Raw genomic sequence first — 19132 nt, forward strand, 5'->3', positions numbered from 1 at the left:
GCCGCAGTCCTCCGCGCCGACCGCGGGGGACCTTCCAGCACCGGAGTCCCGAAGTCGCGCGCGTCATCCATGACCGTCGCCCTGCCGACTCACAGCGTGGTGAGGCGTCGAGCCATCCGGAGCCAGATGACCGCCCCGCCGACGACGGAGAGGACGAGTGCGGCGCCGATGGTGACGAGGACGTTCACCGTGAGGTCGGCGGAGCCGACACCGAACCACTGCGCGAGGGTCGACAGGGCGATGCGTGCGGCGACCAGGAGCGCGGTGCCGATCCCGATGCCGGCCCAGGTGACGGCCCCGCGGCGGTCGACATCCGCGATGCCGAGGATCACCAGGCTCGAGATGAAGCCCACGATCACGGCGATCAGGCCGACGGCCGCGATGACCACGCCCACCACGGGATCGGCGACGATCGGGGGGATATCCACCGTGACGCTCACGCCGGGCGGCGGCTCGAACCCCATCGGATCGAACGATGATACGTACGCTGCCGCGACGAGGCTCAGCCCATCCCCGAGCGCGGTACCTCCGGTGCCCATGAGCCCGAACCCCACCGCTCCGGCGACCAGGGCACCCCTGGTCGGCTTCGCGCGCGCCGCTGCTCCGTCGTCGCCGAGGATGGGCGCGTGGTCGAGTGAATCGGTGTCGGTCATTCGAACATGATGAATCCTCGGTACGGTGGAGTCAAGAAGGCGTAATCGCCACTTGGATTGCGGATACGCAACTTGAGTTGCTTTGTGGCAACTGGAGTTGTCCGCGTCCGCGCTCAGTCAGCAGATCACGACGTGGACCGGCAACGAGGGTCACATCTACAACACGACCCGATCATCGCTGCGGAAGTCGATCGAGAGCTCCGACTCCGTCATGCAGACGATCCGCGACGAGGCCATCCCGCTGACGGGACCCGAGTTCGAGCAGTTGCTGCGGACCATCGGCTCCACGAGGCGTGCGAGTGCCTGAGAAGGGCAGCACCGTGAGCCTGGACAGGGCGGCCGCGCGTGCCCGGTTGAGGGAGGCGCACCTGTACCTCTCGACAGCGGAGCTCTCAGCTCAGGCTCGCCCGCCGAGAACAAGGTCGCCGGATCCAACGCGATCCTCGCGGGAATCGCCGCCGCGGATGCGATCTGCGGGCTCGTGTTGGGCTTCGCAGCGCAGGTGACGACCACGCCTCGGCCGTGGCGCTCGTCGCGCGAGCCACACATCCCGCGACCAAGGCGGCGAACAGCCTGCGGAGACTGCTCACCCAGAAGACGCCCGTCCAGTACGGGGCCGATGCCATCACGGCCACCGACGCGGCCAACCTGATCAAGTGGGCACGCGAGGTCGTGCTCGAAGCGGATGCCCGCGACCTCTAGCTCGGCGTGCGCATCAGTTCACGCGGGCAAGCAGCCCCGCCAGGAGGGCGCGCTCGCCTGGGGTGAAGCCGGCGAGGGTGGGGGATGAATCCTCGGTACTGGGAGGTCAAGGGGACTGTCGACCGAGATCGCTGCTCGCGACATCGACGTCCAGGCGGGTGCGCGCCACGCACAGCGTCGCCTCTCCTCGGCTCAGCGACCGGGGCGGATGGCAGCTCGACGGATGGCTGCTGCATAGGAGTCGAGCACGTCAAGAATCCCGGGGTGCTGCCAGATCCGATTTCGAGCCTGCCCGGTGCGCTCCACCAGGACGCCCCGTTCCGTGAGCGCTGCCAGAGCTCGGAGAGCAGTCATCTCGCTCAGCCCGAGAGCGGTCTGAAGGTACCGAGCATTGACGACCGGCTGACCGATCAGGATCGGCAGCACCCTCCACGCCGCGGCCTGCGACCGGAGACCCTCGAGCTGCGATCGCGAGCGCTCGAGCTCGCCCCGCAGGTCGTCGACGAGCACGCGCCCTGTCGCAGCGGCATACCGCGCGGCGGCCGCGAATCGGCGGATGATGGGCCCGGCATCTCCACTTCGGAACGTCTGCAGATCGGCGAAGTAGCCCTCGGTGTCCGTGAGCAGTCCTGCGGAGAGGGGGACGGTCGCGTGAGTGGCCAGGCCCTTCGCCCTCAGCATGGCCTGCGCCAGGGCCCGACCGGTTCGGCCGTTCCCATCGACGAAGGGGTGGATCGTCTCGAACTGGGCATGCGCGACCGCGATCTGCACGAGCGCGGGAAGGTCATCGCGGGCGACGAAGGCGAGCATGTCGTCGATGGCCGGTCGAATCAGCGGATGCTGCGGTGCGATGAACTCAGCACCCCGCGGTCCCGCGGTATCGCGGTTCCCGATCCAGACCAGCTCGTCCCGGAAGGCGCCGGCGTGCTCCTCATAGCCAGGTTGAGCAAGAAGGAGCTCCCGCTGCATCGCGAGGATGCTCGCCGCATCCAGCGCGTCCGAGAGGCGCAACGCGGCCTCCATCGCTCGGACGTTGCCGACGACCGTGCGGGCGTTCGCCCTGTCGCTCTGGTCGAGCTCGGCCAGCGCGAGCTGCCGGGCGGAGACCGTCAGTTGCTCGATCTGCGAGCTCGAGGCGCTCTCGGTCCGCAGCAGGATCGATGCCATGGGGCCGAGAGCCGGATCCTCCGCACCGAGCACGGTGACGGTGTGCGCATCGAACGACACGAGAGCCGCCGACGCGTCCACCACGTCGGCGGCCAGGTCTGCAGTCAGAGCAGGCGCCCAGGCCGCTATCCGCTGCGGGACGGCGGACTCGTAGTCCCCCGTCTGCCGGGCGACCTCCGCCCTCGAGAACAGTGCAGGATACCGTGGCTGCCAACGGTGCGTCTCGTACTCGAGCGGGGGAACGGGCACACTCTTCGCCCCGCTCACCTCGGATCCTGTTGCCACGACGTGATTTTACTAACAGTTCGAGCGGTAAGTGTTAGTCAGTGGCGTTCCAGCTGTCACTTCTCGACCGCACGGGGAGATCAGTTCACGCGGGCGAGCAGCTCCGACAAGAGGGCGCGCTCGCCCGGGGTGAAGCCGTCGAGAGTGGGGAGCGCCGCGCCGAGCGTGACCGCCGCGACCGCTGCAGGTGGCGCGGCCGACGAATCCTGCCCCGTCAGCCCCGACCGCCCCGATGGGGACGACGGCGACGTGAGGATCACCGCGGCCAGAGCCAGCCACGCCGACTCGCGCAGGGCGTGCTGCGGCGCGATCCCTCCGTCGAGCAGCGTGAAGACGACCCCTGTCGCACTGGCGCGCACGAGGTCGACGGCGAGCGGCTCGGCCACGGCGAGGCGCCCCGCCTCGGCCACCCGCCGCACCCGCGTGTGCAGCACCGCGGTGCCGCGCTGCAGCGAACCCGACGCACCCGAGCCCTCCGGCGCGAGGGCGGAGAGGCCGCTGTGCATGAGGCGGAAGAGCTCCGGATTATCGAGCCCGAAGTCGATGTGGACATCCCACCCCAGGCGCAGGTCCGCGACAGGATCGGCGGCCTCATCGACGTGCTTGGCGCCGACGTAGGAGGCGTACCCGTCCTCGACGACAGCGGCGAGGAGCCCCACCTTGTCGCCGAACAGACGGTAGATCGCGGGCGCCTGCATCCCCGCCGCCTGCGCGACGGAGCGGGTCGTCACCGCGCTCGGCCCGCCCTCGGCCAGCAGGCCCGCGGCGACCTTGACGAGCTCGGCCCGCGTGCGATCGCGGCTCGAGAGAGGTGGCGCATCCGTCATGTTACCGATGTTATCGGATGCTTGCGATCACTGTGATCACGCTGCTAACGTGCGAGTGATATCAGCGATAACAAAGGAGCAGCATCCATGATCGTGATCACCGGAGCGACCGGCGCCCTCAACGGCGCGACCGTCGAGCACCTCCTCGAGCGGATGCCTGCGAGCGAGGTCGGTGTCAGCGTCCGCGACACCGCCAAGGCGCAGCACCTCGCCGACCGGGGTGTGCGCGTGCGACGCGGGTCGTACGAGGATGCGGACGGCCTCCGCCACTCGTTCGAGGGCGCCGACCAGGTGCTGCTCGTGTCGTCGAGCGACCCGACCGCCGATGCTGTCGCGCTGCACGCCGCCGGGATCGAGGCGGCCGTCGCGGCGGGAGCGTCGCGCATCCTCTACACCAGCCACCAGGGCGCCGGTCTCGGCAGCCCGTTCGGGCCCGCGCACGACCACGCGGCGACGGAGGAGCTGCTCGCTCGGTCGGGTGTGGCCTGGACCTCGCTGCGCAACGGCTTCTACGCGCACACCCTCGGCTGGATGCTCAGCCCCTGGAGCGAGACCGGCACGATCGCCACCCCGGCCGACGGGCCCGTGTCGTGGACCTGGCGAGAGGATGCGGCCGAAGCCGCCGCGGTCATCCTGGCCGCTCTGGCATCAGGCGACGACGGTGGTGAGTTCGACGGCCCGGTGACCCTCACGGCCGGGACCGCGCCTGACTTCGACGAGATCGCCGCCACCGTCTCCGAGCTCAGCGGACGGCCGATCGCGCGCGCGGTGCTCGACGACGAGGAGTGGCTCGCCCGTCAAGCCGCCGCCGGGCAGCTTGAGCCGATGAGCCGCTTCACGCTCGGCTTCTTCCGCGCCGCCCGCGAGGGCCGCTTCGCGGGCACCTCACCCCTGCTCGGCGAGCTCCTCGGCCGTGCCCCGCGCTCGGCTCGCGACATCCTCGCGGCGTAGCGAGCCAGGGTCCGAGCCGGCTAAGTCTGTCGCTTCAACACCGAAACGCGGAAAGCCCCGCGATATATGCGGGGCTTCCGCGGATTCGGTGTCGAGCGTCACACCGCACGCCCGTGGGGCGCGGCACGAACTCAGTCGAGGGTGGGGAGCTCGGGGTGGTGGCGCGAGCCGGGGCGCCACACGACCACCTCGGTGCGGCGGGAGGTGCGGGTGCCGTGCCGGAGCGGGACGGTCTCGCCCTCCATGGAGGAGGCGAACACGCGCCGCCCGGGGCGGTTGAGCACCTCCTCGGCGAGGGCCGACTCGAGCTCCTGCACCCGCGCGGCGAGCGCGGAGACCTGGTTCTCGAGCTGCAGGATGCGGGCGATGCCCTCGAGGGAGACACCCTCGGAGGAGAGACGGGCCACCTCCCGCAGCTGCGCGACGTCGCGCATCGAATAGCGGCGCGACTTGCCCGCCGTGCGGCGGGGCGACACGAGGCCGAGCCGGTCGTACTGGCGGAGGGTCTGCGGGTGCATGCCGGCCAGCTCCGCGGCCACGGCGATGGCGAAGAGCGGCGAGTTCTCATCCATGCACGTCACCTCCTGAAGGACGGATCCGCCGAGTGGCGACATCCCGCCCCTCCCGGCGTGCGGGAAGGGCGGAAGGTCGCCACTCGGCGAGAAGGACCGCGCGCACGACTACTCGCGGGCCTTGGCGAGGAGATCCTCGCGGGGGTTCTCGTTCGGCTCGGCCTCGCGGAAGGCCTCGAGGGCCTCGCGGGCGGCGGGGGTCAGGTGCGACGGGACCGCGACCTGGACGACGGCGAGCAGGTCGCCCTTGCCCTTCGACGTCTCGACACCGCGCCCCTTGACGCGCAGCACGCGCCCCGACGGGGTGCCGGGCGCGACCTTCAGCTTCACCGGGGCGCCACCCAGGGTGGGGACCTCGATGGTCGCGCCGAGAGTCGCCTCGACGAACGTCACCGGCACGGTCACGCGCAGGTTGAGGCCATCGCGCTCGAACACCGGATGCTTGCGCACGGCCACCGTGAGCACGATGTCGCCGGGCTCGCCGCCGTCGGGCGAGGGCTCGCCCTTGCCGCGCAGTTTGATCTTCTGCCCGTCGGAGACCCCGGCCGGGATCTTGACGGTGATCGGCTTGCCCTCGGAGGTCTGCAGCTTGATCGTGTCGCCCTTCACCGCGGTGACGAAGTCGATCGTCGTGCGGGCGGTGACATCGCGGCCGCGCTGCGGACCGCCGTAGCCGCGGTATCCGCCGGTCGACGTGCCGAAGCCGCCGCGACCGCCGAAGAGGCCGCCGAGCAGGTCGTCGTAGCCGGCGCCCTGCTGGTAGCTGTAGCTCGTTCGTCCGCCGCCACCGCCGGCGCCTCCGCCGAACATGCCGCCGAAGACGTCCTCGAAGCCCCCGGCGCCCTGGCCACCCGCCGTGAAGCGGGCGCCGGAGCCCATGGCCCGGATCTGGTCGTACTCCTTGCGCTGCTCCGCATCGGAGAGCACCGCGTAGGCCTCGCTGATCTCCTTGAACCGGGCCTCGGCTGCCGCATCTCCCGGATTGGAGTCCGGGTGGTACTGCCGCGCGAGCTTGCGGTACGTCTTCTTCAGGTCTGCCTCGGAGACGTCCTTCGACACACCGAGCGTCGAGTAGAAGTCCTTGTCGAACCAGTCCTGGCTAGCCATGGGGCACCGCCACTACGACCTTCGCGGCGCGTAGCAGCGTCGACCCGAGGTAGTACCCCGACTCCACGACATCGGCGATCTGCGGCTCGGTGACCTCGTCACTGGGCTGCTGGAAGATCGCCTCGTGCATCTGAGGGTCGAACGGCTCGCCCGCCGCCGCGAACGGCTTCAGGCCCACCCGCTCCACACCCGACCGCAGCTTCTGAGCGATCGCGGTCAGCGGCCCGCCCTCGACGAGATCGCCGTGCTTCTCGGCACGGTCGAGGTCGTCGAGCACGGGCAGGAGCACCTTGACGACATCGCCGACGGCGCGCTCGCGCTCGACCTCGCGGTTGGCCTCGGTGCGGCGCCGGTAGTTGGCGTACTCCGCGGTCGTCCGCTGCAGGTCGGCGAGACGCTCGGCGGCCAGCTCCTCGGCGGAGCTCTGGCCCGAGAGGAAGCTCAGGTCGGCATCCGTCAAAGACGTCTCGACGTCGGGGCCCTCGGCCTCGATGAAACCGGACTCGCCGGCGCCGGGCTCGCCGGACTCGGGGGCCTCGTCGGCCCCCGAGTCGGCAGGCTGACGAACCCGACCCGTCTCGGGGTCGATCCTGCGCTTGTCGCGGATGATCGGCTCCTCGCGGCCCTCGTTCTCGGGACCGGTCTGGTTCTCGTCAGTCATGATTACTTCTTCTCGTCCTCGTCCTCGACGACCTCGGCGTCGACCACGTCGTCGTCGTTGTTCGACGACGCGCCGGCCTCACCCTCAGCGCCCGCAGCACCGGCACCGGCTGCGCCGGCACCCGCATCCTGCTGGGACTGCGAGTAGATGGCCTGGCCGAGCTTGGTCTGCGACTCGTTCAGCTTGTCGAACGCCGTCTTGACGGCGGCGTCATCCTCGCCCGCGAGTGCGGTCTTCAGGGCGTCGACATCGGCCTGGACGTCGTTCTTCACGTCCTCCGGCAGCTTGTCGGCGTTGTCCTTGATGAGCTTGTCGGTCTGGTACGCCAGGGTCTCGGCCTGGTTGCGGACCTCGGCGGCCTCACGACGCTTCTTGTCGTCGGCGGCGTGCTCCTCGGCCTCGCGGACCATGCGCTCGATGTCCTCCTTGGGCAGCGACGAGCCGCCCGTGATGGTCATCGACTGCTCCTTGCCGGTGCCCTTGTCCTTCGCCGAGACGTGCACGATGCCGTTCGCGTCGATGTCGAAGGTGACCTCGACCTGCGGGATGCCGCGCGGAGCCGGCGCGATGCCGGTCAGCTCGAACGTACCGAGGTTCTTGTTGTCGCGGGTGAACTCGCGCTCGCCCTGGAACACCTGGATCGCCACGGACGGCTGGTTGTCGTCGGCGGTGGTGAAGGTCTCGCTGCGCTTGGTGGGGATGGCCGTGTTGCGCTCGATGAGCTTGGTCATGATCCCGCCCTTGGTCTCGATGCCGAGGGACAGCGGGGTGACGTCGATGAGGAGGACGTCCTTGCGCTCGCCCTTCAGCACGCCGGCCTGGAGGGCCGCGCCCACGGCGACGACCTCATCCGGGTTGACGCCCTTGTTGGGCTCCTTGCCGCCGGTGAGCTTGCGGACGAGCTCGACCACGGCGGGCATGCGGGTGGAACCACCCACGAGCACGACGTGCGCGATGTCGTTCACGGAGACGCCCGCCTCGGCGATGACGTCGCGGAAGGGCTTCTCGGTGCGAGCGAGCAGGTCGCTCGTCAGCTCCTCGAACTTGGCGCGGGTGAGCGTGACATCGAGGTTGGCGGGGCCGTTCTCGGTCAGCGACAGGTAGGGCAGCGTGATGCTGGCCGACATGCCCGAGGAGAGCTCCTTCTTGGCCTGCTCCGCCGCCTCCTTGAGGCGCTGGAGGGCGATCTTGTCCTTCGAGACGTCGACGCCGGTCGTGTCCTTGAAGTTCTTGATCAGGTAGTCGACGACCCGCTGGTCCCAGTCGTCGCCGCCGAGGCGGTTGTCGCCGGCGGTGGAGCGCACCTGGATGGTGGAGAAGTCGTCATCCTTCCCGACCTCGAGGAGGGACACGTCGAACGTGCCGCCACCGAGGTCGAAGACGAGGATGAGCTCGTCCTCCTTGCCCTTGTCGAGGCCGTACGCGAGTGCGGCCGCGGTGGGCTCGTTGATGATGCGCAGCACGTTGAGGCCGGCGATCTCACCGGCATCCTTCGTGGCCTGGCGCTCGGCGTCGTTGAAGTACGCCGGGACGGTGATCACCGCGTCGGTGACCGTGTCGCCGAGGTACGACTCGGCATCCCTCTTGAGCTTGGCGAGGATGCGCGCCGAGATCTCCTGCGGCGTGTACTTCTTGCCGTCGATCTCCACCGTCCAGTCCGTGCCCATGTGGCGCTTGACGCTGGAGATGGTGCGGTCGACGTTGGTGACGGCCTGGCGCTTCGCGGTCTCACCCACGAGCACCTCGCCGTCCTTCGTGAAGGCGACCACCGACGGGGTGGTGCGGAAGCCCTCCGCATTGGCGATGACGGTGGGCTCTCCACCTTCGAGCACGGACACCACGGAGTTGGTGGTACCGAGGTCGATTCCTACTGCACGAGCCATGATCGCTCTTTCTCTCTTTCCCGATGTTGCGTGAATCTGTCTGAAGTCTTGAGCGACTCAAACTTGAGCCGCATAGCCTCAATCCTGGCCCGGTCGTATCCGGGTGTCAAGACCTCACAGCAAAACTTGAGTCTGTTCTACTCAACTTTTTCGGGGTGGAGAGAATTCCCTCAAGCGAGAGGGGAGCGGGGCTCGGCGGCTCAGCCGTCGAAGGGGTTCGCGCAGGTCTGCTCAGCGGCGGTCTGGCCCTTGAGTCCCTCGATCACCTCGGGTGTCGCGGCCGAGTCGGTGGGCGCATCCGTCGCGTCGGGAGCACCGGCGGTCGCGGTGGGCTCCGGAGCGGGCGGCGTGGTGCCCGTCGAGGGGTCCTGCGACGAGCCCGTGGCCGTCGAGTCGGAGTCGAGCGTGAACGGCTGATCGGACGCGACACGCTGGAACAGCTCGTCGGCGAGGCTCTGGATCGGCTGGACCTTGTTCGGATCCTCGACGTACGCGCTCACCGGGTACGAGACGAAAACCACCTTCGAGAGGTCGATGTCCTTCAGCGAGAGCGCGAGCGACACCAGGGCGTCGGGGCTCTTGAGCGACGTGGACGGGGTGATGTTCTGCGCCGCCGCCTGGGCGAGCCCGTAGACCTTGGTCGGGTCGGAGAGCGTGCTCGAGTCGCGGATCTTGCGGAGGAGCGACGAGAGGTACTGCTGCTGCGAGCCGATGCGCGCGAGGTCGCTTCCGTCGCCGACGCCGTGGCGGTTGCGCAGGAAGGCCAACGCCTCCGAGCCCTCGACCGTGCTGTAGCCCTGGGGGATGAAGAGGCCGGAGTCGGGGTCCTCGATCGGGGCGGTGGCGCACACCTGGACACCGCCGACCGCGTTGGTCATCTCGATGACGCCGTTGAAGGAGGTGGCGGCCGCGTACCCGATCTCCAGCCCGGTGAGGTCGCGGATGGTCGCCGCGACACACGCCAGGCCGCCGCCCTCTCCGCCGCGCTCCCAGGACGTGTTGAGGGGCTGGTCGTACACCTCGCCCGAGTCGTTGCACGACGGCTGATCGATGACGAGGTCGCGGGGGAAGCTCACGACCACCGCGTTCTTATGATCCGGCGAGACGTGCAGGAGGATGTTGACGTCGTTCAGCGTCGCGTCGCGCTCACCGAACGAGTCGCCCTGGTTGGCGTCGTTGTCGGTGCCGACCACGAGCATGTTGAAGCCGCCGTCGATGGCGCCGAGGAACGGTGCGGGCTGCATCGTGGCGTCGCCGCCGATGTCGACAGCCGCGCTGCTGATCTGCGAGGTGATGTCGTTGTACGCGTAGGCGGCGACCCCGACCCCGCTCACGAGCACGACAGCGGCCGCGACGGCGATCGACTTGAGGAGCAGTCGGGCCCGCGAGGGCGTCTCCTGCCGTCCATGGCGAACTTGTTCTGGCACCCGGTTCCCTCCACCAGCATGCGGGCATACGACCTGCCGACGGTATCCGCCGTTCCTGGACGAAAGCGGCGACTCACCTCTGAGCACGGTGCACGGAGGCGCGAGCGCTCACGCCGGGCCCCGCCCAGGGCGGCGGCGGTAGAGTGGCGCGGTGTTCGTCAAGATCTGCGGGATCACCACCCCCGAGATGCTCGACGTCTGCGTCGAGGCAGGTGCCGATGCCGTGGGCGTGGTCTTCGCCCCGCACAGCGTGCGGTACCTCGAGCCGGGTGCGGCGCGGGCGCTCGGGGAACGGCTGCCCGGCGGGATCGAGTTCGTGGGCGTGTTCCAGGATGCGCCCACCGCCGAGGTGCTCGCGAGCGCGAGCGAGGCGGGCCTGACGACGGTGCAGCTGCACGGCGCCGTCGAGCCCCGGGGAATCGAGGCCGCGGAGGCCGCGGGACTGCGTGTCATCCGCGCGCTCGGCGCCGCCGAGTACGCGGCGGGCGCGGCGGACGACGCCCACCTCCCCGCGGTGCGTCTGCTGCTCGACGGACCCGACCCCGGTTCCGGGGAGGCCGCCGATCCCGCGTCGCTGCTCTCGCGTCCGCCGGAGCGCTCGTGGCTGCTGGCCGGCGGGCTCACCCCGGAGAACGTCGCCGAGCGCATCCGCGCGTACGCCCCCTACGGCGTCGACGTGTCGAGCGGGGTCGAGTCGAGCCGCGGGGCGAAGTCCGCCGATCTCATCCGCGCCTTCGTCGCCGCCGCGCGCCAGGCGTAGATCGCCCCACCAGGCATCGCGCGTCCCCGCGTCGGGGGTGGCCGTCAGAAGGTCGCCTCAGAGCCGACACGACCGCATATGCGCGCCACCGTCGCTCTCACGCGACCTTTCAGCGGTCATCACGCCCGCCAGCCCCCAGGACACCCGCCGACCCCGACGACGTGCGCCGCGCCACGAGCGCGGCGACCGGGCGGTACCCCGCGCCCGAGCGCCGATGGGTCTCGACGACCTCGAACCCCGCTCGCTCGACCTCGGCGCGGATCCGCTCGGGCGACCAGCGGTAGGCCGTGACGACGGCGTGGTCGAACGGCTCCACGTCCGCTCCGTCGGGCGCGTCGAAGCAGCCGAGCACGAGCGTCCCGCCCGGGCGGAGCACCCGAGCGAACTCCGCGAGGGGAACGCCGATGTCGCCCGGCGTGTGGTGGATCGTGGAGAACCACGAGAGCACGCCGCCGAGCGCGGCGTCATCGTCCGCGAGCCGATCGATGCTCCCCCGGTCGAACCGCACACCCGGATGCGCCGAGCGCGCGTGATCGAGGAACGGCTCGACGAGGTCGATGCCCCGGACCTGCAGCCCGAGATCGACGAGGTGCGCCGTCCAGTGGCCGGGTCCGCAGCCCGCGTCGAGCACCGGCCCCTCGACCGTGCGGGCCCAGGCGTCGATCAGCGCCAGGTCGGACGGATGCACCGCCGACATCGACCCGAGGAGCTCGGTGTACTCCGCAGCCCGACGGGAGTAGGCGTGGGTGACCTCCGACATGCCGCGACCGTACCGCCGCGCGCCCGTCAGGCGAGAGGCGCCTCGCCGGCGCGCAAGGGGCTGTCGTCGACGGTGACGTAGATGCTGCCCGAGTCGTCGGTGCCCACACCGCTGATGCGGTACGCGCGGCCCTCCCTGCGTAGGTAGATGCCGACGACGGGGAACGACTGCGGCCGCAGCGCGTCCTTCTGGTGCGAGAGCACGGCGGCGGTGAACTCGACCGGGTCGGTGCTCGACACCATCGGCGTGTACGCGATCGACGACTCGTTGTAGGTGTGCTCGAGCTCGGAGCGGAGGAGCTCGGCGGGAAGGTCGGGCGAGGCGCCGCCGGCGTCGACCACCGCGTCGGCATGGGCCGGACCGTCGTGAGGGACCGAGATCAGACCGTGCATGGCGACATCCTCTCGACGCGAACCCGCCGCCGCGGGCCACCCGGGCGGATGCCCCCCATACTAGTCACACGGCACCCGCGGAGACCGGGCGGCTCCGGCATCACGTCGTCGCGTGCACGGTGGTCGTCACGGTGATGTCGTAGGTCGGACCATCGGGCGCGCACGGCTGCATAGTGAGCTCGAGGTCGAGCTGTTCGAGAGTGCGGAGCAGCGGATCGAGCTCCGCGCGCTCGTGCCCCTTCTCGAGGCGGGCCAGCCACTGGCGTGTCACGTGCGCACGCTCCGCCAGCTGCTGCTGAGTGAGTCCGGCCGTCCTTCGCCTGTCGCGAACGAGAGCCCCCAACTCCTGGGCCGTACGCATCGCCACGTCCTTTCCTGCTGATGACGATCAGATCGCCATGTTAGCGATCGTTTACATTTCGCGGTAGACTTGGACTCGACCCTCTCCCCCACCGTGAGGAGATCGCATGATCGCCCTTCTACTGCTGTTCGCGGTGATCGGTGCGCTCACTCCGGCCCTCACCCGGGTCCTCTCGACGCGGGTCTTCTACGTCGTGGCCCTGGTGCCGGCGGCGGCCTTCGTGTTCTCGCTGACGCAGACCGAGGCCGTGCTCGCCGATCGGCCGCCGACCGAGTTCGTGCCGTGGATCCCGCAGCTCGACGTCGCGTTCTCCTTCCGGGTCGACACGCTCTCGTGGGTGATGGCGCTGATCGTCACCGGCATCGGTGCGCTGGTGCTCGTCTACTCGGCGCGGTACTTCAGCCGCGATGAGCCGTCGCTCGGCCGCATCGCCGCCCTGCTGCTGCTCTTCGCCGGCACGATGTACGGCCTCGTCACCGCCGACGACGTGTACGTGATGTTCATGTTCTGGGAGATCACATCGATCCTCAGCTACCTCCTCATCGGCCACTACACGAACCGGCGCGAGAGCCGCGGCGCGGCGCTCCAGGCGCTGCTGGTGACGACGTTCGGCGGGCTCGCCATGCTCGTCGGGCTCGTGCTGCTGCAGGTCGAGACGGGCACGAGCTCGATCTCTGCGATCGTCGACTCGCATCCGGAGGGCGCCCTCACGACGGTCGCGGTCATGCTCGTGCTCGCCGGCGCGCTGTCGAAGTCGGCGCTCGTGCCGTTCCACTTCTGGCTGCCTGCGGCCATGGCGGCCCCGACACCCGTGAGCGCGTACCTGCACGCCGCGGCGATGGTGAAGGCCGGCGTCTACCTCGTGCTGCTGCTCGTGCCGGGGTTCGCCGACACGCCGGGGTGGGTGCCGGTGCTCGTGATCCTCGGGTCACTGACCATGCTCGTCGGCGCATGGCGCTCTCTCAAGCAGAACGACCTCAAGCTGCTCCTGGCCTACGGCACCGTGAGCCAGCTCGGCTTCCTCATTGTCGTCGCCGGCTTCGGCACGCGCGATGCGGCCCTCGCCGGGCTCGCGCTCGTCATCTCCCACGCGCTGTTCAAGTCGACCCTCTTCCTCGTGGTGGGCATCGTCGACCACGACGAGGGCACCCGCGACCTCCGCAACCTCTCCGGCCTCGGCCGCCGGCGTCCGGTGCTCGCCACGATCGCGATCATCGCGGCCCTGTCGATGGCCGGGATCCCGCCGCTCGTCGGGTTCGTGGCGAAGGAGGCGGCCTTCACCTCGTTCATCGAGGCGGCGATCATGGGCGACGGATGGGGATGGGTCGCGATCATCGCCACCGCCCTGGGCTCGGTGCTCACGGTGGCGTACACCGCCCGCTTCCTGTGGGGCACGTTCGGGCGGAAGCCCACCCCCGCCAGCACGACGGCGACGGCGAGCACACCCGCCGTCGCCGCGCATCCGCATCACCCCTCGCGGGGCATCCTCGTCGCCCCCGCGGTGCTCGCCCTGGCGTCGATCGCCGGCGGGCTGCTGGCGAAGCCGCTGCTCGATGTCGCGCTGTCCACCTACGCCGACGACGCGGGCGAGGGCGACTACCACCTCGCACTCTGGCACGGGCTCGAGGCCGCACTGTTCGTGTCGGCGGCGGTGATCGTGCTCGGACTGCTCATGTTCCGGTGGCGGGCCCGCGTGCGCGACGTGCAGAGCGTGCTGCACCTGCCGCTCGACGCGGGACGCGCGTACTGGCACGTGCTCAGCACGATCGATCACGTCGCCGCACGCGTGACGATGTTCGCTCAGAAGGGCGGGCTGGCCCAGTACCTCGGCACGATCCTCGTGGTGTTCGTGCTGTCCCTGGGCACGGTCACCGCGATCAGCCGGCAGTGGCCCGACACCTTCGTGCTGTGGGACTACCCGGCGCAGGTGTTCGTGGCCGCTGCGATGGCGATCGCGGCGGTGATGGCGGCGCGCGCCCAGCAGCGCCTCGCCGCCGTGCTCCTCGTCGGGTCGACCGGCTACGGACTCGTCGTGCTCTTCGCGATGCACGGCGCCCCCGACCTCGCGCTCACGCAGGCGCTCGTCGAGACGGTGACCATCGTCGTGTTCGTGCTCGTGCTGCGCCGCCTGCCGCGCCGGATCGCGCAGCACAACAAGCCCAAGCACAAGAAGCGCCGGGCCTTCATCGGCATCGCCTTCGGCGCGACGGTCGCGGTCGTGGGCTGGGTGGCGCTCGGCGCCCGCGAGGCCGGCGGGCTCGGACCGGAGCTCGCCCGCCTGGCGCTCCTCGAGGGTCACGGGCAGAACGTCGTGAACGTGATGCTCGTCGACATCCGCGCGTGGGACACGATGAACGAGCTCTCGGTGCTCGTCGTGGTGGCGACCGGAGTGGCGAGCCTGCTCTTCGTGAGCGGACGGCACGAGCTCGTGCCCCGGCTGCGCGAGTCGCGTGACCGACGCCGGGCGGCGAACCGCCAGAAGCTCGTCGACGATCCGCACACCCCCACGGCTCCCGCCGAGAACGACCGCCAGCACACCTGGCTCCTCGGCGGACGCACGCTCGCCCCGCGCGACCGCTCCCTCGTGCTCGAGGTCATCGTGCGCCTGGTCTTCCACCCGGCGATCCTGGTGTCGATCTACCTCCTCTTCGTCGGCCACAACGCCCCCGGCGGCGGGTTCGCGGCCGGGATGCTCGCCGGGCTCGCCCTCATCGTCCGCTACCTCGCGGGCGGACGCTACGAGCTCGGCGAGGCGGCCCCCATCGGACCGGGCCCGCTGCTGGGCGCCGGCATCCTGCTCGCCACGGGCACCGCGCTCGCCTCGCTCTTCATCGGTGCGGATGTTCTCACCTCGGCGTACTGGTCGGCCGACGTCCCGGTGCTCGGCTACGTCTCGTTCGGTACCTCGACGATCTTCGACATCGGCGTGTACCTCGTCGTGATCGGTGTGGTGCTCGATGTGCTGCGCTCGCTCGGCGGCGAGGTCGACCGGCAGCTCGCCGAGGACGACGAGGTCAGCGGCGCCCCCGACGCGCACACCGTGTCGGAGGAGCAGGCCGAGACGCAGGCGGCACAGGCGGACGGGCACCCCGAGGCCACCGCCACCGCAGGGGGTGAGGCCCGATGAGCGCCTCGATCACCCTCCTGCTGCTCTCGGCCGTGCTCTGCGGCACCGGCGTCTACGTGATGCTCGAGCGGAGCCTCACGCGCATCCTCGTCGGCTTCCTCCTGCTCGGCAACGGCATCAACCTGCTGCTCTTCCTGATGGCCGGCCGATCCGGCCAGGCACCGCTGATCGGCGACGTGAGCGAGGCCGACTCGATCGTCGACCCGGTGCCGCAGGTGCTGATGCTCACCGCGATCGTCATCAACTTCGGCATCACGGCCTTCCTCCTCGCCCTCATCTACCGCTCCTGGTGGCTGGCCAACCTGGGCGACGAGGGCGACACGGTCAGCGATGAGCACGAGGAGGACGAGCGCGAGCTGGAGGACGCCGAGCGGATGAGCGTGTCGATCGAGGAGGACGACGAGGCGATGCGCGCGGAGCTCGCCTCCGAGGTGGAGGACACCGCGCACGCGGTGCTCGACGCGGCCGACAGCGCCACCGGCGCGACGGCGACCGTCGGCGAGTCCTCCCCGTCGGTCTCCTCCCGTGACTCGACGGGCTCGCGTGACTCGTCGCGCGACGACAGGGACGTGACCTCATGAGCGCCGTGTCCCTCGTCCCCCTCGTCGTCGTGCTGCCGCTCGTCGGCGCGGCGCTCGCGCTCGTCTTCGGACGTCGGCGCCTGGTGCAGATCGTCATCTCGATCACCACGCTGACCCTCGTCACGATCATCGCGTCGATCCTCCTCGCGGTCGTCGACGCCGAGAACGCGCCGCTCGTGATGAACGTGGGCGGATGGGCGCCGCCGTTCGGCATCGTCCTGGTCGTCGACAGGCTGTCGGCGATCATGGTGCTGGTGTCGGCGCTGATGCTGCTCGGCGTGCTGCTGTTCGCCATCGGCCAGGGTGTCGCGGACGGCGACCGCGAGACGCCGGTGTCGATCTTCCACCCGACCTACCTCATCCTCGCCGCAGGCCTCTTCGATGCGTTCATCGCCGGCGACCTGTTCAACATGTACGTCGGGTTCGAGATGCTGCTCGCGGCCTCCTACGTGCTGCTCACCCTCGGCGGCACCGGTGCGCGCATCCGGGCCGGCACCACGTACATCGTGGTGAGCCTCATGTCGTCGCTGCTCTTCCTCGCGGCGATCGCGGTGATCTACGGCGCCACGGGAACCGTGACGATGGCGCTTCTCTCGGAGCGGATCGGCGCGCTCCCGCTCGAGATCCAGGCGGTGCTCTGCGTGGCGCTGCTCGTGGGCTTCGGGGTGAAGGCGGCCGTGTTCCCGATGTCGTTCTGGCTGCCCGACTCGTACCCGACGGCGCCCGCGCCGGTCACCGCGGTCTTCGCCGGTCTGCTCACGAAGGTCGGCATCTACGCGATCATCCGCACCGACCGGCTGCTGTTCATCCAGGTGCCGCTGCAGATCCCGCTCTTGATCGTGGCGCTGCTCACGCTCGTGATCGGCATCCTGGGCGCGATCTCGCAGGCCGACATCAAGCGCCTGCTCTCGTTCACCCTCGTCAGCCACATCGGCTACATGCTGTTCGGCGTCGCGCTCGGCACGGAGATCGGCGAGGGGGCGGCGATTTTCTACATCGTGCACCACATCATGGTGCAGACCGCCCTGTTCGTGACCGTCGGACTCGTCGAGAGGGTGGGCAGATCGACGTCGGTGACGAAGCTCGGAGGCCTGCTGAAGACCGCACCCTTCGTCGCCATCCTGTTCTTCGTGGGTGTGCTCAACCTCGGCGGCATCCCGCCGTTCTCGGGCTTCCTCGGGAAGGTCGCACTCTTCGAGGCCGGCGCGGCCGCGCCCAATCCGCTCGTCTACGTGCTGATCGGGGCGGGCGCCCTCACCTCGCTCCTCACGCTCTACGCGCTCATGCGGGTGTGGAACCTGGCGTTCTGGCGGCCGGCCTCCGAGGTGGCCGACTACGAGGGCCGCCTCACCGACCGCTTGCAGGAGCACGCGGATGCGGAGGGCTCGTCGACCACGCTGTCCACCACCCCGCGCCTCATGGTCGTGGCGGCCACCGGGCTCATCGCGTTGACCGTGTGCCTCACGGTGTTCGCCGGTCCGCTGTTCGCTCTCGCCGAGCGGGCGGCCGAGAACGTGGTCGAGCCGCAGGTGTACATCGACGCGGTGTTCCCGAACGGGTCGTTCGACGCGGGCGACACGGGTTCGGGCGGCACCGGTTCGGGTGGCGCGGGTGCGGGCGACGACGGAGGTGGCCGCTGATGGCGCCGCGCAGCCGGGCGTCGGTGATCCGGGCGCGGATCCTCAGCGGGCTGCTGCCCTTCCTCGGGCTCATCCTGCTGTGGATGCTGCTCTGGGGGCAGTTCACCTGGCTCTCGCTCCTCACCGGAGCCGCGCTGGCCGCGATCGTGTCGATCGTGTTCTATCTGCCCGCCGTCCGGCTCAGCGGACGCGTCGATCCCCTGCGGGCGATCTGGTTCATCGTGCGGCTCGCCGTCGACATGGTGTCGGCGTCGATCCAGGTCGCCGGGATCGCCCTCGGTCCGAAGCGGCGACAGCAGAGCGCGGTGATCCTCGTGAAGCTGCGCACCCGATCCGACATCGTCATGGTGTTCACGTCCGAGGCGCTCTCGCTCGTACCCGGCTCGATCCTGCTCGACGTCGATCGGGATGAGGCGACCCTCCTCATCCACACCCTCGGCGTGCGCGACGACGCCGCGGTGGAACTCGCCAAGCGCAAGGTGCTCGAGACCGAGCGGCGGATCATCCTCGCCTTCGGCTCGCGCGACGACCGCGCCCGACTCGACCAGGAGGCGACCACGTGATCATCGTCGTCATCATCGCCGCCGTGCTCTTCGGCGCCGCCGCCATCGGGGCCCTGTTCCGCATCATCAAAGGGCCCAGCGCACTCGACCGGATCATCGCCTCCGACGTTCTCGTCGCCACCGTGATGTGCGCCCTCGGGGCCGAGATGGCGATCAACAAGCACACCGACACGCTGCCCGTGCTGCTGGGGCTCGCGATCTTCACCGTCGTCGGATCGGTGAGCATCGCCCGCTTCATGGCCACGAAGGACGACACATGAACGGCCTCGACTTCTCCGACCTGGGCGGATGGGGACCCCGCGAGGTCATCACCGCGATCCTCGTGCTGCTCAGCGCGTTCCTCTGCTTCGCCGCCGCGGTGGGGCTCATCCGCTTCCGCGACGTGTTGACGCGGCTGCACGCCGCGACCAAGCCGCAGGTGCTCGGACTGATCGCGATCGTCATCGACGTGGCCGTCTCGATGCCGTCGGTCGCGACGGTGACGCTCGCTGTCGCGATCATCGGGTTCCAGAGCCTCACCGCGCCGCTCGCCGCCCACATGGCGGGTCGCGCCGCGTACCGCACGAAGCACTACGACCCCGCGCTGCTCCTCCGCGACGAGCACGCCGATCCCCCGCGCTGAGCCTCCGCGCGCCGCGCCGTGCGCCTGCGCCCGCGCGCCGCGCGCCTCGCGCCCGTGCGGGGATGCGGTTTCGCCACCCTGGTGGAGTTTC

Annotated in this window: 21 protein-coding genes; 10 read left to right on the top strand and 11 right to left on the bottom strand. The window is 70.0% G+C overall.

The features are described from left to right. Window positions 1-89 precede the first annotated feature (89 nt). Window positions 90-653, bottom strand: a complete 564-nt coding sequence (locus ACFJGV_RS11390) for a hypothetical protein (RefSeq protein WP_378144050.1) — start codon at window positions 651-653, stop codon at window positions 90-92. A 97-nt stretch (window positions 654-750) separates the two neighbouring features. Here ACFJGV_RS11390 and ACFJGV_RS11395 point away from each other — a divergent pair, with 97 nt between their 5' ends. Together ACFJGV_RS11395 and ACFJGV_RS11400 are read left to right on the top strand one after the other, a co-directional pair. After that, complete coding sequence (locus ACFJGV_RS11395) at window positions 751-960, top strand: hypothetical protein (RefSeq protein WP_378144051.1); 210 nt, start codon at window positions 751-753, stop codon at window positions 958-960. A gap of 215 nt (window positions 961-1175) precedes the next feature. After that, on the top strand, window positions 1176-1355 hold the full coding sequence (locus ACFJGV_RS11400; protein ID WP_378144052.1) for a hypothetical protein: 180 nt from the start codon (window positions 1176-1178) through the stop codon (window positions 1353-1355). A 192-nt stretch (window positions 1356-1547) separates the two neighbouring features. On the opposite strand, the gene ACFJGV_RS11405 is transcribed toward ACFJGV_RS11400, so the two are convergent. Together ACFJGV_RS11405 and ACFJGV_RS11410 are read right to left on the bottom strand one after the other, a co-directional pair. Then, window positions 1548-2807 (bottom strand): Fic family protein, encoded by a 1260-nt coding sequence (locus tag ACFJGV_RS11405; protein ID WP_378144053.1) that lies wholly within the window; start codon window positions 2805-2807, stop codon window positions 1548-1550. Window positions 2808-2887: 80 nt separating this feature from the next. Further along, complete coding sequence (locus ACFJGV_RS11410; RefSeq protein WP_378144054.1) at window positions 2888-3634, bottom strand: TetR/AcrR family transcriptional regulator; 747 nt, start codon at window positions 3632-3634, stop codon at window positions 2888-2890. A gap of 87 nt (window positions 3635-3721) precedes the next feature. Between ACFJGV_RS11410 and ACFJGV_RS11415 the strand changes: the two genes are divergently transcribed. Further along, window positions 3722-4585, top strand: coding sequence for an NAD(P)H-binding protein (locus ACFJGV_RS11415; RefSeq protein ID WP_378144055.1), 864 nt, complete (start codon window positions 3722-3724; stop codon window positions 4583-4585). A 131-nt stretch (window positions 4586-4716) separates the two neighbouring features. On the opposite strand, the gene ACFJGV_RS11420 is transcribed toward ACFJGV_RS11415, so the two are convergent. From ACFJGV_RS11420 to ACFJGV_RS11440, 5 genes are all read right to left on the bottom strand, one after another. After that, window positions 4717-5157, bottom strand: a complete 441-nt coding sequence (locus tag ACFJGV_RS11420) for a heat shock protein transcriptional repressor HspR (protein WP_378144056.1) — start codon at window positions 5155-5157, stop codon at window positions 4717-4719. 108 nt (window positions 5158-5265) lie between these two features. Further along, window positions 5266-6264 carry a DnaJ C-terminal domain-containing protein gene (locus tag ACFJGV_RS11425; protein WP_378144057.1) on the bottom strand — a complete coding sequence of 333 codons (999 nt, stop codon included), beginning with the start codon at window positions 6262-6264 and terminating at the stop codon, window positions 5266-5268. Continuing rightward, window positions 6257-6925, bottom strand: coding sequence for a nucleotide exchange factor GrpE (locus ACFJGV_RS11430; protein ID WP_378144058.1), 669 nt, complete (start codon window positions 6923-6925; stop codon window positions 6257-6259). Before ACFJGV_RS11430 ends, ACFJGV_RS11425 begins: the two co-directional genes overlap by 8 nt. A gap of 2 nt (window positions 6926-6927) precedes the next feature. After that, window positions 6928-8808 carry a molecular chaperone DnaK gene (dnaK, locus tag ACFJGV_RS11435; RefSeq protein WP_378144059.1) on the bottom strand — a complete coding sequence of 627 codons (1881 nt, stop codon included), beginning with the start codon at window positions 8806-8808 and terminating at the stop codon, window positions 6928-6930. A gap of 200 nt (window positions 8809-9008) precedes the next feature. Then, window positions 9009-10235 (bottom strand): LCP family protein, encoded by a 1227-nt coding sequence (locus tag ACFJGV_RS11440; RefSeq protein WP_378144060.1) that lies wholly within the window; start codon window positions 10233-10235, stop codon window positions 9009-9011. 151 nt (window positions 10236-10386) lie between these two features. Here ACFJGV_RS11440 and ACFJGV_RS11445 point away from each other — a divergent pair, with 151 nt between their 5' ends. Then, on the top strand, window positions 10387-10995 hold the full coding sequence (locus ACFJGV_RS11445; protein WP_378144061.1) for a phosphoribosylanthranilate isomerase: 609 nt from the start codon (window positions 10387-10389) through the stop codon (window positions 10993-10995). Between the two features lie 109 nt (window positions 10996-11104). Here ACFJGV_RS11445 and ACFJGV_RS11450 read toward each other — a convergent pair whose 3' ends face one another. The 3 genes from ACFJGV_RS11450 to ACFJGV_RS11460 all read right to left on the bottom strand — a co-directional run bounded on the left by ACFJGV_RS11450 (window position 11105) and on the right by ACFJGV_RS11460 (window position 12508). Next, window positions 11105-11755, bottom strand: coding sequence for a class I SAM-dependent methyltransferase (locus tag ACFJGV_RS11450; protein ID WP_378144062.1), 651 nt, complete (start codon window positions 11753-11755; stop codon window positions 11105-11107). Window positions 11756-11781: 26 nt separating this feature from the next. Next, window positions 11782-12147 carry a hypothetical protein gene (locus ACFJGV_RS11455; protein ID WP_378144063.1) on the bottom strand — a complete coding sequence of 122 codons (366 nt, stop codon included), beginning with the start codon at window positions 12145-12147 and terminating at the stop codon, window positions 11782-11784. Window positions 12148-12247: 100 nt separating this feature from the next. Beyond that, window positions 12248-12508, bottom strand: coding sequence for a helix-turn-helix domain-containing protein (locus ACFJGV_RS11460; protein ID WP_378144064.1), 261 nt, complete (start codon window positions 12506-12508; stop codon window positions 12248-12250). 106 nt (window positions 12509-12614) lie between these two features. Here ACFJGV_RS11460 and ACFJGV_RS11465 point away from each other — a divergent pair, with 106 nt between their 5' ends. Genes ACFJGV_RS11465 through mnhG form a run of 6 tightly spaced genes read left to right on the top strand, consistent with a single transcriptional unit; the run spans window position 12615 to window position 19041 of the window. Beyond that, window positions 12615-15635 (top strand): Na+/H+ antiporter subunit A, encoded by a 3021-nt coding sequence (locus ACFJGV_RS11465; RefSeq protein ID WP_378144065.1) that lies wholly within the window; start codon window positions 12615-12617, stop codon window positions 15633-15635. After that, a complete protein-coding gene (locus ACFJGV_RS11470) occupies window positions 15632-16216 on the top strand; it encodes a Na(+)/H(+) antiporter subunit C (protein ID WP_378144066.1) in 585 nt (194 codons plus the stop codon). Before ACFJGV_RS11465 ends, ACFJGV_RS11470 begins: the two co-directional genes overlap by 4 nt. Continuing rightward, on the top strand, window positions 16213-17856 hold the full coding sequence (locus tag ACFJGV_RS11475) for a Na+/H+ antiporter subunit D (RefSeq protein ID WP_378144068.1): 1644 nt from the start codon (window positions 16213-16215) through the stop codon (window positions 17854-17856). The genes ACFJGV_RS11470 and ACFJGV_RS11475 overlap by 4 nt, the downstream gene beginning before the upstream one ends. After that, window positions 17856-18419: a Na+/H+ antiporter subunit E gene (locus tag ACFJGV_RS11480; RefSeq protein ID WP_378144069.1), complete on the top strand. Its 564-nt coding sequence runs from the start codon at window positions 17856-17858 to the stop codon at window positions 18417-18419. Before ACFJGV_RS11475 ends, ACFJGV_RS11480 begins: the two co-directional genes overlap by 1 nt. Next, window positions 18416-18679 (top strand): monovalent cation/H+ antiporter complex subunit F, encoded by a 264-nt coding sequence (locus tag ACFJGV_RS11485; protein ID WP_378144070.1) that lies wholly within the window; start codon window positions 18416-18418, stop codon window positions 18677-18679. Before ACFJGV_RS11480 ends, ACFJGV_RS11485 begins: the two co-directional genes overlap by 4 nt. Further along, the gene (gene mnhG, locus ACFJGV_RS11490; protein ID WP_378144071.1) at window positions 18676-19041 is read left to right on the top strand and encodes a monovalent cation/H(+) antiporter subunit G; all 366 of its coding nucleotides are present in this window, start codon (window positions 18676-18678) and stop codon (window positions 19039-19041) included. Before ACFJGV_RS11485 ends, mnhG begins: the two co-directional genes overlap by 4 nt. Window positions 19042-19132: the final 91 nt, after the last annotated feature.

This window comes from Cnuibacter sp. UC19_7 (assembly GCF_042699995.1).
In the GTDB taxonomy this organism is placed as follows: Bacteria; Actinomycetota; Actinomycetes; order Actinomycetales; family Microbacteriaceae; genus Cnuibacter.

What these genes read in the sequence shown, in the direction of transcription:
- ACFJGV_RS11465 (WP_378144065.1), top strand. Translation starts at nt 12,615, where the DNA reads ATGATCGCCCTTCTACTGCTGTTCGCGGTGATCGGTGCGCTCACTCCG.
- mnhG (WP_378144071.1), top strand. Translation starts at nt 18,676, where the DNA reads ATGAACGGCCTCGACTTCTCCGACCTGGGCGGATGGGGACCCCGCGAG.
- ACFJGV_RS11460 (WP_378144064.1), bottom strand. Translation starts at nt 12,508, where the DNA reads ATGCGTACGGCCCAGGAGTTGGGGGCTCTCGTTCGCGACAGGCGAAGG.
- ACFJGV_RS11425 (WP_378144057.1), bottom strand. Translation starts at nt 6,264, where the DNA reads ATGGCTAGCCAGGACTGGTTCGACAAGGACTTCTACTCGACGCTCGGT.
- dnaK (WP_378144059.1), bottom strand. Translation starts at nt 8,808, where the DNA reads ATGGCTCGTGCAGTAGGAATCGACCTCGGTACCACCAACTCCGTGGTG.
- ACFJGV_RS11450 (WP_378144062.1), bottom strand. Translation starts at nt 11,755, where the DNA reads ATGTCGGAGGTCACCCACGCCTACTCCCGTCGGGCTGCGGAGTACACC.
- ACFJGV_RS11415 (WP_378144055.1), top strand. Translation starts at nt 3,722, where the DNA reads ATGATCGTGATCACCGGAGCGACCGGCGCCCTCAACGGCGCGACCGTC.
- ACFJGV_RS11410 (WP_378144054.1), bottom strand. Translation starts at nt 3,634, where the DNA reads ATGACGGATGCGCCACCTCTCTCGAGCCGCGATCGCACGCGGGCCGAG.
- ACFJGV_RS11470 (WP_378144066.1), top strand. Translation starts at nt 15,632, where the DNA reads ATGAGCGCCTCGATCACCCTCCTGCTGCTCTCGGCCGTGCTCTGCGGC.
- ACFJGV_RS11390 (WP_378144050.1), bottom strand. Translation starts at nt 653, where the DNA reads ATGACCGACACCGATTCACTCGACCACGCGCCCATCCTCGGCGACGAC.
- ACFJGV_RS11475 (WP_378144068.1), top strand. Translation starts at nt 16,213, where the DNA reads ATGAGCGCCGTGTCCCTCGTCCCCCTCGTCGTCGTGCTGCCGCTCGTC.
- ACFJGV_RS11420 (WP_378144056.1), bottom strand. Translation starts at nt 5,157, where the DNA reads ATGGATGAGAACTCGCCGCTCTTCGCCATCGCCGTGGCCGCGGAGCTG.
- ACFJGV_RS11430 (WP_378144058.1), bottom strand. Translation starts at nt 6,925, where the DNA reads ATGACTGACGAGAACCAGACCGGTCCCGAGAACGAGGGCCGCGAGGAG.
- ACFJGV_RS11455 (WP_378144063.1), bottom strand. Translation starts at nt 12,147, where the DNA reads ATGCACGGTCTGATCTCGGTCCCTCACGACGGTCCGGCCCATGCCGAC.
- ACFJGV_RS11480 (WP_378144069.1), top strand. Translation starts at nt 17,856, where the DNA reads ATGGCGCCGCGCAGCCGGGCGTCGGTGATCCGGGCGCGGATCCTCAGC.